The sequence below is a fragment of the Rhizobium sp. rho-13.1 genome, from assembly GCF_007000305.1.
Classification (GTDB): domain Bacteria; phylum Pseudomonadota; class Alphaproteobacteria; order Rhizobiales; family Rhizobiaceae; genus Rhizobium; species Rhizobium rhododendri.
Window position 1 is genome coordinate 555,380 of record NZ_SCFL01000001.1, and the last position, 14,394, is coordinate 569,773.

General features: G+C 59.9%; 11 protein-coding genes. 6 read left to right on the forward strand and 5 right to left on the reverse strand.

What is annotated here, in order from left to right:
- Positions 1-384 precede the first annotated feature (384 nt).
- Together EQW76_RS02910 and EQW76_RS02915 are read left to right on the forward strand one after the other, a co-directional pair.
- The gene (locus EQW76_RS02910; RefSeq protein ID WP_224127698.1) at positions 385-798 is read left to right on the forward strand and encodes a TadE/TadG family type IV pilus assembly protein; all 414 of its coding nucleotides are present in this window, start codon (positions 385-387) and stop codon (positions 796-798) included.
- Positions 798-2,537: a pilus assembly protein TadG-related protein gene (locus EQW76_RS02915; RefSeq protein WP_142822933.1), complete on the forward strand. Its 1,740-nt coding sequence runs from the start codon at positions 798-800 to the stop codon at positions 2,535-2,537. Before EQW76_RS02910 ends, EQW76_RS02915 begins: the two co-directional genes overlap by 1 nt.
- Positions 2,538-2,604: 67 nt before the next feature.
- Here the strand turns inward: EQW76_RS02915 and EQW76_RS02920 are convergent, their stop codons facing one another.
- A complete protein-coding gene (locus tag EQW76_RS02920) occupies positions 2,605-3,978 on the reverse strand; it encodes a 3-deoxy-7-phosphoheptulonate synthase class II (RefSeq protein ID WP_142822934.1) in 1,374 nt (457 codons plus the stop codon).
- A 254-nt stretch (positions 3,979-4,232) separates the two neighbouring features.
- Here EQW76_RS02920 and EQW76_RS02925 point away from each other — a divergent pair, with 254 nt between their 5' ends.
- Complete coding sequence (locus EQW76_RS02925; protein ID WP_142822936.1) at positions 4,233-5,522, forward strand: pilus assembly protein TadG-related protein; 1,290 nt, start codon at positions 4,233-4,235, stop codon at positions 5,520-5,522.
- Positions 5,523-5,578: 56 nt separating this feature from the next.
- Here the strand turns inward: EQW76_RS02925 and gor are convergent, their stop codons facing one another.
- From gor to rpiA, 3 genes are all read right to left on the reverse strand, one after another.
- Positions 5,579-6,964, reverse strand: a complete 1,386-nt coding sequence (gene gor, locus EQW76_RS02930) for a glutathione-disulfide reductase (protein WP_142822938.1) — start codon at positions 6,962-6,964, stop codon at positions 5,579-5,581.
- Positions 6,965-7,084: 120 nt separating this feature from the next.
- On the reverse strand, positions 7,085-7,672 hold the full coding sequence (locus tag EQW76_RS02935; protein ID WP_142822940.1) for a DUF2059 domain-containing protein: 588 nt from the start codon (positions 7,670-7,672) through the stop codon (positions 7,085-7,087).
- 4 nt (positions 7,673-7,676) lie between these two features.
- Positions 7,677-8,384 carry a ribose-5-phosphate isomerase RpiA gene (gene rpiA, locus EQW76_RS02940; protein ID WP_142822942.1) on the reverse strand — a complete coding sequence of 236 codons (708 nt, stop codon included), beginning with the start codon at positions 8,382-8,384 and terminating at the stop codon, positions 7,677-7,679.
- Positions 8,385-8,594: 210 nt separating this feature from the next.
- Here rpiA and EQW76_RS02945 point away from each other — a divergent pair, with 210 nt between their 5' ends.
- The gene (locus tag EQW76_RS02945; protein ID WP_224127700.1) at positions 8,595-9,272 is read left to right on the forward strand and encodes an HAD family hydrolase; all 678 of its coding nucleotides are present in this window, start codon (positions 8,595-8,597) and stop codon (positions 9,270-9,272) included.
- Between the two features lie 69 nt (positions 9,273-9,341).
- Here the strand turns inward: EQW76_RS02945 and EQW76_RS02950 are convergent, their stop codons facing one another.
- Positions 9,342-11,159, reverse strand: a complete 1,818-nt coding sequence (locus EQW76_RS02950; protein ID WP_142823591.1) for a L,D-transpeptidase family protein — start codon at positions 11,157-11,159, stop codon at positions 9,342-9,344.
- 503 nt (positions 11,160-11,662) lie between these two features.
- Between EQW76_RS02950 and fumC the strand changes: the two genes are divergently transcribed.
- Both fumC and EQW76_RS02960 read left to right on the forward strand, forming a co-directional pair.
- Positions 11,663-13,054 (forward strand): class II fumarate hydratase, encoded by a 1,392-nt coding sequence (gene fumC / locus EQW76_RS02955; RefSeq protein WP_142822946.1) that lies wholly within the window; start codon positions 11,663-11,665, stop codon positions 13,052-13,054.
- Between the two features lie 269 nt (positions 13,055-13,323).
- On the forward strand, positions 13,324-14,388 hold the full coding sequence (locus EQW76_RS02960) for a GGDEF domain-containing protein (RefSeq protein ID WP_142822948.1): 1,065 nt from the start codon (positions 13,324-13,326) through the stop codon (positions 14,386-14,388).
- The last annotated feature ends 6 nt before the right edge of the window (positions 14,389-14,394 follow it).

Below are 14,394 nucleotides of genomic sequence, written 5' to 3' on the forward strand. Positions count from 1 at the left end.
ATCCTTGTCGTTATGTATCATCCTGATGGTGCGGCATGCAGCTGTCAACTTCAGATTTCATGACTGCAGCATCAGCCACGCTGATAGCAGACCCTTTGCTGAATGCTCCCGGCAAGCCCTCGTCGAAAGGCAGTTAAAAGGGCGTTAAGCCATCTTCGCCCCCCGTCGTTCCCCTGGACGCACCAAAAAGCCAGATCTGACGGCCAAAGGTGCGATTTCGGGACAATCTAATGTGACACGCACCATTCATGCGTGCGTGTGGCTCAAAAATATACCCGCCAAAAAATTGCATAGGTAACCTAATATTAGGATATCGCAATTCAAAATTGAACCAGCAGGATTGGGAAGGTTGTCGCAACCGAAGAGGAGACGGAGACGATGATTATGAGCAGATTTCGCCGTTGCGAACGTGGTACTGCAGCCCTCGAATTTGCGATCATCTTTCCGGTGTTCATTCTCGTGCTGATGACGTTGATCGCCTACGGCATCTATCTCAGCGCCGCCCATTCCGTTCAGCAGATCGCGGCCAATGCAGCCCGGACCGCCATCGCCGGCGTCACCGAGGCCGAGCGTGAGCAACTGGTCAACACCTACATAACCACCTCCACCCTTAACGATGCCATTCTGAACCCGGCCAAATTCACAGTCACGGTGCAGCCGGATCCGGCCAACGCCAACCAGTTCACGGTCAAGTTGTCCTACGACGCCCAGGACCTGCCGATCTGGAACCTCTACAGCTTCGCCATGCCAAGCAAGACGATTGTACGCACCGCTACGATCCGCATGGGAGGCATCTGATGCCGATCGGAACCATCCTGCGGCGCTGGACCCTAAGCGAGCAAGGCAACGTCGCAATCCTGGCTGCCATCACCGCACCCCTCATTCTCTACTGCATGAGCCTGGGTCTCGATTACGGCATGCTGACGCTGCAGCAGCGCCGCCTGCAGCAGACGGCCGACCTGTCCGCAATTGTCGCGGCATCGGACGTAAACAATGCCCAGGCCAATATTCTCAACTACTTCAGCACCAATAACCTGAATATGGCTGTCCAGACGGCAAGCGGCTACGTCTCGAACACCGGAACGTCGCCTCTTGGAGACGCCGTGAGTGCGGCAAAGTTCGACGGTATCGCAACGATAACGCTCGGCACCTACGTCGCTGATCCGACGATTGCCCTCGGCAGCCGCTTCGTGCCGGGCGCCACGCCATACGACGCCGTCAAGGTGAAAATCCAGCAGACCGGTGGACTGATTTTTGCCGCGAGTTTCGCAACCCCGCCAACTTTGGAGGCCGTCGGCACTGCCTCAACAGAGAAGATTGCGGCATTTTCGATCGGCTCGGGGCTGGCAAGCGTAAACAACGGACTTCTGAATGCCGTCCTGGGTGGCTTGCTCGGGACCAGTCTTTCCCTCAGCGCCATGGATTACAACGCGCTGCTATCCACCAAGGTGAACGCCCTCTCGGTCACCGACAAGCTGGCGACCAACCTCAACCTCACCGCCGGCAGCTATGCCGACACACTGGCGGCGGACGTCAAGTTCGGCGACGTGCTCAATGCCATCGGCGGTCAGGCCGGTCTCAACTCGGCCACCCGGAAAGCCATTCAATCCGTACAGACGGCGGCAAACAGTGCCCAGCTCCGGCTCAAGCTCGCCGATATATTGTCGCTCGGGCCTGTCGCCCAAAGACCCACCGGCAGCGGCTCGCAAATCAGCCTCGCTGCCAACGTCATGGATCTGGTCACGGCCGCCGCCCTCGCCGCCAATGGCAGCAAGCAGGTTTCCGTCAATCTCGGCGGCACCATACCAGGCCTCACCACGGTGCAGATGACGATGGCCATCGGCGAACCGCCGCAAAGCACACCATCCCTGGCCGTTGGCGCCGTCGGCACGGTGGTGCGCACCTCCCAGACCCGTATCAAGCTATCCATAGCGATCGACGCACTGGCGGCGCTGGCTGGCACCAAAGTGCAGCTGCCGCTTTACGTGCAGCTGGCCAATGCGACGGGAAAGCTTTCGGCCATCACCTGCCTCGGCAACGGCGCGCAGAACGCCAATGTCTCCGTCAGTACCATACCTGGCGTCGCCGATCTCTACATCGGCAACGTCGACACCACACAGTTTTCCAATTTCGCGACCGGCCCGGACGTGACAGCTGCAACCTTGGTCAACGTGCTGGGCCTGATCACCGCCACGGCCAGCGCCCACGTCGCCATTACAAATATGACAAAGACGACGCTCACCTTCACGCCGGCAGACATCGCTGCCGGGGTGAAAAAGACTGCCTCCACCACGGACACACTGACCTCCGCGATCTCGTCCCTCTTCGCCAACACCAACTATTCGATCAATATCCTGGGCCTCACCCTCGTCACCAAGGCCGTCTTTCAGCAAGCGCTGGCCATGACGCTTTCGAGCATCAGCACGCCGCTCAACGATCTGCTCAGCAACGTGCTGCTTCTGGCCGGCGTCAAGGTCGGCCAGGCCGACGTCACGGTAACAGACGTCCGCTGCCAGCAGCCCGTACTCGTCCAATAGACGACGTCCCAAAACAAAACGGGCCGGTCTTTCGACCGGCCCGTTTTCGATGTGATGTTGAGACTGCTCAGCCGTTGGCGACAAGTCGCTTTTCGTCGCGACCGCCCTTCATGCGCTCTGCCAGCAGGAAGGCGAGCTCCAGCGCCTGGTCGGCGTTGAGGCGTGGATCGCAATGGGTGTGGTAGCGATCCTGAAGGTCGTCGGCCGTGACGGCGCGGGCACCGCCAGTGCATTCGGTGACGTCCTTGCCGGTCATCTCGATGTGGATGCCGCCCGGATGCGTGCCTTCGGCGCGGTGGATCTGGAAGAAGCTTTCTACTTCCGACAGGATGCGCTCGAAAGGCCGTGTCTTGTAGTTGTTGAGCGTTATCGTGTTGCCATGCATCGGATCGCAGGACCAGACGACCTTGCGGCCCTCGCGCTCGACGGCGCGCACCAGCTTCGGCAGATTGTCGGCGACCTTGTCGTGGCCGAAGCGGCAGATCAGCGTCAGGCGCCCGGCCTCGTTGGCAGGGTTGAGCACGTCGATCAATTCCAGCAGGTTGTCGGCTGTCAGCGACGGACCGCATTTCAGCCCGATCGGGTTCTTGATGCCACGGAAATACTCGACATGGGCGTGGTCGAGCTGGCGCGTGCGGTCGCCGATCCACAGCATGTGGCCAGACGTCGCATACCAGTCGCCCGAGGTCGAGTCGACACGGGTCATCGCTTCCTCATAGCCCAGCAGCAATGCTTCGTGGCTGGTGAAGAAATCGGTTTCGCGAAGGCTCGGATTGTTCTCTGCCGAGATACCGATGGCCTTCATGAATTCCATGGTTTCGCTGATCCGGTCGGCCAGCTTGCGGTAGCGCTCGCCCTGCGGGCTGTCCTTGACGAATCCGAGCATCCATTGATGAACGTTTTCGAGGTTGGCATAGCCACCCATCGCGAAGGCGCGCAGCAGGTTCAGCGTCGCGGCGGACTGGCGGTAGGCCATGATCTGCCGTTCCGGATCGGGAATGCGGGCCTTTTCGGTGAACTCGATGCCGTTGACGATGTCGCCGCGATAGGCCGGCAGCGTCACGTCGCCCTGCGTCTCGACATTCGACGAGCGCGGCTTGGCGAATTGCCCGGCGATGCGACCGACCTTGACGACAGGCAGCTGGGCGCCGAACGTCAGCACCACTGCCATTTCGAGAAAGGCGCGGAAGAAATCACGGATGTTGTCGGCGCCATGTTCGGCAAAACTCTCGGCACAGTCTCCGCCCTGCAGCAGGAAGGCGTTGCCTTCGGCGACATTCGCCAGGTGCTTCTTCAGGCGACGCGCCTCGCCGGCAAAGACCAGCGGAGGATAGGTCGCAAGCTGCGCTTCCATCACCGTCACGGCATCCTTGTCCGGGTATTCCGGAACCTGGCTGATAGGCTTCTGCCGCCAGCTGCTGGGGGACCAATTCTGTACCATCGTGCTCACCTGTTTTCCGCCCGGTCTCCGCCGGTTCTCCCGCTATTTCGAAATAAGCGCGGCTTATATCCCTTTGCGTGCGACTTGCATAGCGGGGCTACTCTCTGCGCGTTCCGATGCAGATTTTAACCGAATACAAACCACGGCAATTGCCGGATTGTTGATGAAACTACCCTATAAAGCGCGCAAACGCCGCGACGATGATAGCCGCGACCGATCGCCATGACGGCAAAGCTGCGAACGGGCTATCGACGATGCGCATTCAAAACCTCTGGAAAGACAGATCCGGCAACTTCGGCATCATGACGGCACTGCTGCTTGTGCCCATAGTCGGCACCGCAGGCATGGCCGTGGACTTTGCCAATGCGCTGAATATCAGGAACCAGCTATATGCTGCCGCCGACGCCGCAGCCGTCGGTTCACTCGCCGAAAAATCGCCTGGCGTGACCGCTGCCATGGGGATGACGTCGGATGGCACCGTCGCGGTTGCCCAGACCGATGCGAATTCGCTGTTCTTTGCCCAGAACAGCGCGGCACTCACCAGCAGCAACGTCAAGGTCGCCATCGCAGTCACCAAGACCGGCAACACGCTTCAGTCGAACGTCAGCTTCACGGCAACAGTGCCGACGACGTTCCTGCATGTAATCGGCCAGGACACCATCTCCATCGCAGGCAAGGCCACGGCGCAAAACCAGACTCAGACCTACATGGATTTCTACATCCTGATCGACAACACGCCATCGATGGGCGTAGGCGCCACGCCGAATGATGTGGCGCTCATGGAGGACAACACCTCGGACAAGTGCGCCTTTGCCTGTCACGAGACCGGCGCGAACAAAGGCAAAGACAATTACACGCTGGCAAAGAGCCTCAAAGTTACGATGCGAATCGACGTCGTCCGTGAGGCAACGAAGAGCCTGACAACCACTGCAACGACGCAGCGCAGTTCCTCCGACCAATACCGCATGGCGGTTTATACCTTTGGCGCAGCGGCGGAAACGGCGGCGCTGACGACGATCTCCCCCCTGACGGCCGACTTGGCGCAGGTCCAGACCTATACCAGCGCCGTCGATCTCATGACCATTCCTCAGCAGAACTATAACAGCGATGCTCAGACCAGTTTCGACACCGCCCTGACCGCGCTCAACACCACAATCCCGACACCGGGAAATGGCTACACCAGCAGCAGCCCTCAGAAGACCTTGTTCTTCGTGACGGACGGCGTCGGCGACAGCATCAAGCCGGTCGGCTGCACTGCACCGTTGGATGGTAACCGCTGCCAGGAGCCGATCGACACATCTTTCTGTACGCCCCTGAAGAACCGCGGCGTCAAGATAGCCATTCTCTATACGACCTACCTGCCCCTGCCGGCTAACCCTTGGTACGTGAGGTGGATCGATCCGTTCAGCAAGCAGATCCCTGCCAAGCTGCAGAGCTGCGCGTCACCCGGCCTCTATTTCGAGGTCAGTCCGACCCAAGGCATCAGCGATGCCATGAATGCGCTGTTTATGCGGGTGGTCAACGGGTCCAGGCTGACGAGCTGATACCAGGTAAACTGGAGGCGAGCGCGAGATAGCGCGCTCGCCTCCATTAATCTTGATCAGACGCGCGCGCCATTCTTGATCAGATAGCTCGGCGTATACATGGTCACCAGCTCTTCTGAAGCCGTAGGGTGGACGGCCATGGTGCGATCGAAATCGTCCTTGGTGCAGCCGGCCTTCAATGTGATGCCGAGCAGCTGCGCCATCTCGCCGGCATCGTGGCCGAGAATGTGGGCGCCGACCACCTTGCGGTCGGCCGCATTGACGATCAGCTTCATGATGCTCTTTTCGGCCCGCCCCGATAGCGTCGCCTTCATCGGCCGGAACTGGGCGCGATAGACTTCAAGCGCCTCGTATTTTTTAGCGGCCTCCTCCTCGCTCAGGCCGACGGTGCCGATTTCCGGCTGCGAGAACACGGCGGTGGCGATCAGCTGGTGATCCGGCTTGGTGGGATTGTTCTTGTATTCGGTCTCGATGAAGCACATCGCCTCGTGAATGGCGACCGGCGTCAGCTGTACCCGATCGGTGACGTCGCCGAGTGCAAAGATGTTGGGCACCGAGGTGCGCGAGTATTCGTCGACGACGATGGCGCCACGACCGTCGACCTTGACGCCGGCGGCCTCCAGCCCGAGCCCCTTGGTATGGGGATCGCGACCGAGCGCCAGCATGACCGTGTCGACCGTCAGCGTATCGCCCTGCTTTGTGCGGGCCTGCAGGCCCTCCGCCGTCTTGGTAACTTCCTCGATGACGTCATGGCAGCGGATCTTGATGCCCTTGGCGACCATTGCCTCATGCAGGCCCTGGCGCATGTCGTTATCGAACCGCGACAGGATCTCGGCACCGCGATAGATGAGCGTGGTATCGACGCCGAGGCCATGGAAGATATTGGCGAATTCGACGGCGATGTAACCGCCGCCGGCAATCAGGATAGACTTCGGCAGCGTCTTCAGGTCGAAGGCCTCGTTCGAGGAGATGCAGAACTCGTGGCCCGGAAGCGACTGGTGCGCATTCGGCATTCCGCCTACGGCGATGACGATGCGTTCAGCAGTCACCGTCTGGCCGGTCTTGACGAGGCGCACAGTATGGGCATCGACGAGCTCGGCGCGGCTGTCGTATATCTCGGCCTTGGCATTATCGAGGCCCTTGCGGTAGAGGCCTTCGAGGCGGGTGATTTCCCGGTCCTTGGCCTCGACCAGCTTGCTCCAGTCGAAAGTGCTCTTGCCGACAGTCCAGCCGAACCCTTCCGCATCCTCGAAATGCTCGTGGAACTGCGAGGCATAGACGAACAGCTTTTTGGGAACGCAACCACGGATGACGCAGGTGCCGCCATACCGGAATTCCTCGGCAATCCCGACTTTCTTGCCGAGCGACGCCGCCACGCGGGCGCTGCGCACGCCGCCGGAGCCTCCACCGATGACGAAGAGATCAAAATCGAATGACGGCATGGGAGCTCCTGGAATTTCTATGCCGGCGAGCCGGCTGGATCGATGCTGATATAGGAATACCGGCGATAAAAAGAAAAGCCCGGATGAACCGGGCTTTGGAATAGCAGATATGCGAAGCGATTAGGGCTTCGGAGCAGGTGCCGGCTTTGCAGCAGGTGCCTTGGCAGCCGGTGCCGGTGCGGCGTCGGCAACTGGCGGAGCCGGCGGAACCTTGACGATCTTCTCGAGTGCCTTGTTGCTCTGGTTGGCGAGGTCACGCGAAATGCCCTGTCCCCAGATGTCGGCAGCCTTGTAGAGTTCGCGGGTGGCGATCGGGCCATCCTTCAGGAGCTTCTTGCCCGCTTCCGAATTGTAGAAGTCGGCCATTGCCTTCAGTTCTTCGGTCGTGAACGACTTGGCATAGGTTGCAGCCGCTTCCTTCTCGAGGTCGGCGCGGCGGGCAGCAAGCGCAAGCGCCTGCTGGTCGACGGTCGAGCTGATGGCTTCCTGGAAATTCGGGTTGGCCTGGATCATCGTGCTTTTCAGCTGCTCGGCCAGCGTCGGCAGAATGGAATCGAACTGATTGGTGATGCCGAGCGCGTTAATCGCGGCACGGGCAGCCTTCATCTGTTCTTCGGAGATTTCCTGCGCGCTGACTGAACCGAACGCCATGCCGGAAAGAAGAACGGTTGCAGCGGCCAGGCGGCCGAAACCCGCTATTTTGATCATGTGTTCAATCTCCTGTATGATGCGCGTGAAGCGTGTGCGCGCCTGCCGGGCCGGCAATGACCGCAAGCGTCGCCAAGTTGATAAAGAGCCCGTGTTCGACAACGCCGGGTATGGAATGAAGTGCGGCTGATAGCGCCTCTGCATCAGCAATGCGGCCAAAAGATGCATCGAGGATGTAGTGCCCGCCATCGGTCGTGAAAGTCTGGTCGCCTGCTTGGCGCAATGCCAGGGCGCCGGATAACCCAAGTCTGGCCGCAGCCTTTTCGATCATCATCCGCGTTGCCGTCAGCCCGAAGATGTTGACCTCGATGGGCAATGGAAATGCACCCAGGGTTTCGACAAGCTTGCTCTCGTCGGCAATGACGATCATCCGGCCGGATGCGGCAGCGACGATCTTCTCGCGTAGCAGCGCGCCGCCACCGCCCTTGATCAGTCGCAAGCTGTGGTCGAGTTCATCGGCGCCGTCGATGGTCAGGTCCAGTTCCGGGCGCTCGTCCAGTGATTTGAGCGGCACGCCCAGCTCCATGCAGAGCCGCGCCGTGCGCTCGGATGTCGGAATGCCTTCGATCCGCAATCCGTCGGCGACCTTTTCGGCAAGCAGCCTGACGAATTCTTCAGCGGTGGTGCCGGTGCCGATGCCAAGCCGCATGCCGCTCTCGACATAATCGAGAGCCACTGCCGCAGCCTTGATCTTCATTTCGCGGGCGTCCATGCGCCACGTGCTCCCACCGTTTCGATGGAGTGCTGTTTACACGGCCCGCTTGGCAAACGGAAGCCAAAATTCGGCGGTGCGAAAGAATTGCGGCGGCATTCCGAGAGGCGCGCAAGAGGCCGGCGGAGATCGTCGGCGTTGCATTGGCAGACGCGATCTTTTACTGGAAAGGCTCATTTTTCCCTCCCCGTTAGCCAAGGCGGTCTGCCCGTGAAAACTCCCACTGTAGTCTTCGATCTCGATGGAACGTTGGTCGATACCGCGCCAGATCTCGTCGCCAGCGTAAACCACACGATTGCCGCCCTCGACCTCAAGCCGGTCGGCTTTGACGACCTCACCTATCTGGTCGGCCACGGCGCGAGGACGATGATCCAAAGGGCCTGCAAGCTCGGCGGTTACGATCTCGAGGAAAAGGACATGCCGCCTCTGATGGAGCGCTTCATTGACTTCTACGGCAAGACCATGCCGGGCGACAGCAAGCCTTATCCCGGTCTCGTCGCCGCCTTGGACCGCCTCAGGGCCGAAGGCTTCGCGCTTGCTGTCTGCACCAACAAGATAGAGGCGCTGGCTGTAACCCTGCTCCAGAAGCTGCAGCTCGACCACTACTTCGCAACCATCGTTGGCGGCGATACCTTCCCTGTCCGCAAGCCTGACGGCCAGCATATCCTCGGCACCATCGACAAGGCCGGCGGCGATGCGACGCGGGCGATCATGGTCGGCGACAGCATCAACGACATCCTCGCCGCCCGCAACGCCGCCGTCCCGTCGATCGCCGTGCCCTTCGGCTACTCCGACGTGGAGATTGCAAGCCTGTCGCCGGACCACATCATCCAGCATTACGACGAGCTGACGCCCGAACTGGTCACAAGGCTGCTCGCAACGCGCTGAGGCATATCTCCGAAACGAAACAGGCGACCCGAGGGCCGCCTGTCGAAAGTCATTGTCAGAGGGAGGCGATCAGATCTGCGCTTCGCGGACCTTGGTCGTCGTAGCGAACGCCTTCATCGTGTAGGTGTCGCGATCGTAGACATCGTCGAAGTAGCGAACGACGCCATCCTTGTCCGGCCACGCCGTGAAGTAGGCGATGTAGACCGGGAAGCGCTGCGGCACGGGCACGGCCTTGTTCTCGCCGGTGGCGATCTGCTTGGCGACATCGGCAACAGTCGTGTTCAGCACTGCCGCTGCCATGGCGCGCGGATCGGCCAGGCGGACACAGCCGTGGCTGAGGGCGCGCATGTCCTTCTTGAAGAAGCTCTTCGACGGCGTGTCATGCATGTAGATCGCATGGCTGTTCGGGAACAGGATCTTCAGTTCGCCCAGCGCATTGTCGCTGCTCGGCGGCTGACGCACGGCGATATTGGTGGTCGATCCGTACCAGTCGACGCTGGACGAAGGAACGGCGCGACCGTTGACCTCGACCTGATAGCCGGTCTTGTCGAGATAGTTCGGATCGGCCCTGAGCTTCGGCAGCATCTCGTTGACGATGATCGACTGCGGCACGCCCCAGTAGGGGTTGAACTCGACGGTCTGGATCTGGTTCTCGAAGAAGTTCGTCTGGTGCCCCTTGGCGCCGACGACGACGCGCATCGACAACGCTTCTTTGTTGTCGTTGTAGTAGTAGACCATGAAGGCCGGCTGGTTGATGAAGACGTAGCGCGGACCGAGCTGGTCAGGCAGCCAGCGCAGCTGTTCCATGGCGATGGTCAGCTTCTGCAGCTTGGCATCGCTGTTTTCACCGACGATCGCACGAACGGTAGACTGGCCGATGACGCCATCGGCCGTCAGACCTTTTTCCTTCTGGAAGGCTTCGACAAGCGAGACCAGTTCCGGCGTGTACAACGGCGTCTGCTGATAGGACGAGAACACGTCGGCATGAGATGTCGTCAGCGCATCGGAACCCTTGAGCTGGATGCCCTTGACGATGTTGGCGATCTGCGGCGAGGTATCGCCGGGCTTGATGATGCCGGTGAGGGTAATCGCGACGCGGTTGGCATCGTTGGTAGTCTCGGCCTTCAACCGGGCATATTCAGCCTTCAGGGCATCGAACTGCGGGTTCTGCGGGCTGCGGCTGTTGAGATAGGCGGTGACATCAGGGCTGAGCGACAGGTTGCCCAGCACGGGCATCAGGTTGACGTCCTTGCGCTTGAAGTCGTGATAGCCGGACAGCTTGTTCGGATCGATGCGGCCGCGCTGGTTGTCCTGCACGAAGGCGAGAACCTTGGCCGACAAAGCCAGTTCGAACTGTGTCAGGGCCCGGTCACGGTCGGCAGGATTGACGCTGCCCTCGTCGATGACGGGAACGGCAACCTTGTAGTCGTCGGGATCGAGACCGATGAGATCGGCCTGCGCCAGCACAGCCATGGCGGCCTTGGCCTTCTCGGACACCGCATTATCGGCAACCCAGACCATCGGCTTCTTGCTGTCGGCGTAATAATCTTCCAGAGCCTTGGCGACATCGTTGGTCGCCGACACCCGGGCTTCGGTGAGATAACGACGCTGGGCGCTGGACGGGTCGACTGCGACAGGAGCGGCAGACACATCGGCGACGGCACCGGTGACTACCGGATCCGCGAATTTGCTCGTTGCGACAAGGCGCATCGGCTCGGGCTTGTAGGTGTAGTAGGTCGGCGAGCTGACCTTCGGAGCCGGGCCACCACCACCCGCACCTTCTCTCGGGACGGGAGCAATCGGCATGCTCGGAGGCAGGATCTGATTGCTGTCAACCTGCTGCTGCGACCGACCCTTGCCGCCACGAATGAAATCCATCAGCGTCATGGCATGCGCAGACGTGCCAACGATCGTCAGGCCACAGGATAGTGCCAGGACGGATGCTGCTGCTTTCGTCAGAAATGTCGTTCTCAATTCAGTCCCCTGTCATGGGTGTGTCGGACAGCCCGAGCTCATGTCAAATAATTCAGCGATACTAGAAGATCGGGCGGTGAATTGGAAGAAAACCACCCGGTCGGAACGACGCACGAATACTTGCTTTTCGCATGGGATTCGGCCGCGTCGAACGCTCAGAAGTTCACACAAAATTATGAAATTATTGGTTAATTTTTTGTGGAATTTTGCGTTGCAATTGAGGCGTAAAAATCGGCCGAAAAACATTGGCAATGCGCGTGATATAAATAGCACGGGAATTTGCGGCCTGGAAAGATCGAGTCGACGCAACTTTCAGGAGACTTCTCTTTGCTGTTTTCTTACCGGCGGATCGGCCTTATAACAACGCGGATTTTCGAACGGAGCGGCAGCTCCACGGTCCCACGAAAGGCAGCAGAATGACTTCCACCCGTAAGGAAACCGACACGTTTGGCGCGATCGACGTTGCCAGCGACCGGTACTGGGGCGCACAGGCGCAGCGCTCGCTCGGCAACTTCAAGATTGGCTGGGAAAAGCAGCCGATGTCGATCGTCCGCGCGCTGGGCATCGTCAAGCAGGCAGCCGCCCGCGCCAATATGGAGCTCGGCGGGCTCGACGCCGATCTCGGTAAAGTGATCGTCGCCGCCGCTCAGGAAGTGATCGACGGCAAGCTCGATGCGCATTTCCCGCTGGTCGTCTGGCAGACCGGCTCCGGCACCCAGTCGAACATGAATGCCAACGAAGTGGTTTCCAACCGGGCAATCGAAATGCTCGGCGGCGTCATGGGCTCGAAGAAGCCGGTGCATCCGAACGATCACGTCAACATGAGCCAGTCGTCCAACGACACCTACCCGACGGCGATGCATGTCGCCTGCGCCGAGCAGATCGTCCACCACCTGCTGCCGGGCCTGCGCCACCTGCACGAGGCGCTCGAAGCCAAGGTCAAGGCTTTCGCCCACATCATCAAGATCGGCCGCACCCACACGCAGGATGCCACCCCGCTGACGCTCGGCCAGGAATTCTCCGGCTATGCAGCCCAGGTCGGCTCGGCCATCAAGCGTATCGAACTGACGCTGCCCGGTCTCTATGAACTCGCCCAGGGCGGCACGGCCGTCGGCACCGGCCTCAATGCACCCATCGGCTTTGCCGAGAAAGTTGCCGAAGAGATCGCAGCGATCACCGGCCTGCCCTTCGTCACGGCCCCCAACAAGTTCGAGGCGCTGGCCGCCCACGATGCCATGGTCTTTGCCCACGGCGCCATCGCTGCTGCTGCTGCCGCCCTGTTCAAGATCGCCAACGACATCCGCTTCCTCGGCTCCGGCCCACGCGCCGGTCTGGGCGAACTGTCGCTGCCCGAAAACGAACCGGGCTCGTCGATCATGCCGGGCAAGGTCAATCCGACCCAGTCGGAAGCCCTGACCCAGGTCTGCGCCCATATCTTCGGCAACAATGCCGCAATCACCTTTGCCGGCAGCCAGGGTCATTTCGAGCTCAATGTCTACAATCCGATGATGGCCTACAACTTCCTGCAGTCGGTGCAGCTGCTCGGAGACGCCGCCGTCTCCTTCACCGACAATTGCGTCGTCGGCATCGAGGCCCGCGAGGACAACATCCGCAAGGGCGTCGAGAACTCGCTGATGCTGGTCACCGCGCTGAACGGCCGCCTCGGCTACGACGCCTGCGCCAAGATCGCCAAGACGGCCCACAAGAACGGCACCACGCTGCGCGAGGAAGCCGTTGGCGGCGGATACCTCAGCAACGAGGAGTTCGACGCACTGGTTCGGCCAGAAAACATGATCGGCCCGAAGTAACATTCGAGCCTTGCATCCCGGCTTCGGCCGGGATGCGCAACGCAACCAAAACATTTAATTAGACATATATAATATTAACTTCTGGTAGACATTTCTCGCCGACAAGAACAAAAACTGCAACCACACTTCCGATAATTACAATTATATTCAATAGCTTAACAGTATTCGCAGGATTTCATTACTAATTTCCAGCAAGGTTACCCTTAATCTTTTCAAAAGAAATTTAGGCTACATAAACCATAGTCATTTAAATCCTTAGGAGTTCGCCAATGAGCACGGTGATTGCGTCCAGGTCGCAAATTCCCGACGTGGCAGGACAGATCATCTATGCTATGCGAGCCATGGGCGTTGCTCCGATCCCGCGCAATTACGAGCTTTTCTACGAAGCCTATATTGGCTCCAACCCTGCCCTCACCCGCGACCTTGCAGCGCTTGGCAGCAACGCCACGCAGGAAGAGATCGACCTTCTCGGCAGCCAGTATTTTTCCCATTCCACGCGGATCTACGACGACGCCCATTCGCGGATCATAAACGAGCTGGACGGCGTGCTGCGCGCCCTGAAGCAGGAACAGACATCGCTTTCCAGCTACAACAAGCTACTCGGCGAAACCTTCGTCCGCATTACCTCGAAGACCGCCAACAGCGCCGACCTGCTGCGCAATGCGATCGACATGCTGACCGAAGCCACCGGCGATACCATGGCGCGCGGCGAAAAGACGGTTGAGGATGTTGCCCAGCGCTCGCAGGAGATGGACCAGGTTCGCAAGGAACTCGACGAATACAAGCGCATCGCCAACACCGATTCCCTGACGCGCCTCTCCAACCGCCGGGCCTTCGATGACCGCCTCGCATCGGTGTTCGACAATCCGATGGCGAAGTCCGTCACGGCGCTGGTGCTATGCGACATCGACAATTTCAAGAAGGTCAACGACAGCTTTGGCCACCCCGTCGGCGACAAGATCCTCGCGACAGTCGCGTCAGTAATCCGCGCCAACGTTCGCCGTGACGTCTTCGTTGCGCGCACCGGCGGCGAAGAATTCGCCCTGATCATCGATGGCAATACGGCTGACGAGGTGATGGCGATCTGCGAGCGGATCCGCCGCACTCTCGAATCGACCCCCTTCCGCAATTCGCGCACCCGCGTCGACTACGGGCCGATCACCATGTCGCTTGGCGTCTGCATGGCGTCGGAAGCGAAGGATCCGGGCGAACTCTACAGCAACACCGATATCGCGCTCTATCAGGCCAAAAATTCCGGACGCAACTGCACGTCGCAATATCAGAGCGGCATGCAGAAGGATTTCAGCAAGAGCTGGCTGATCTACAAGAACTGAGCCCCG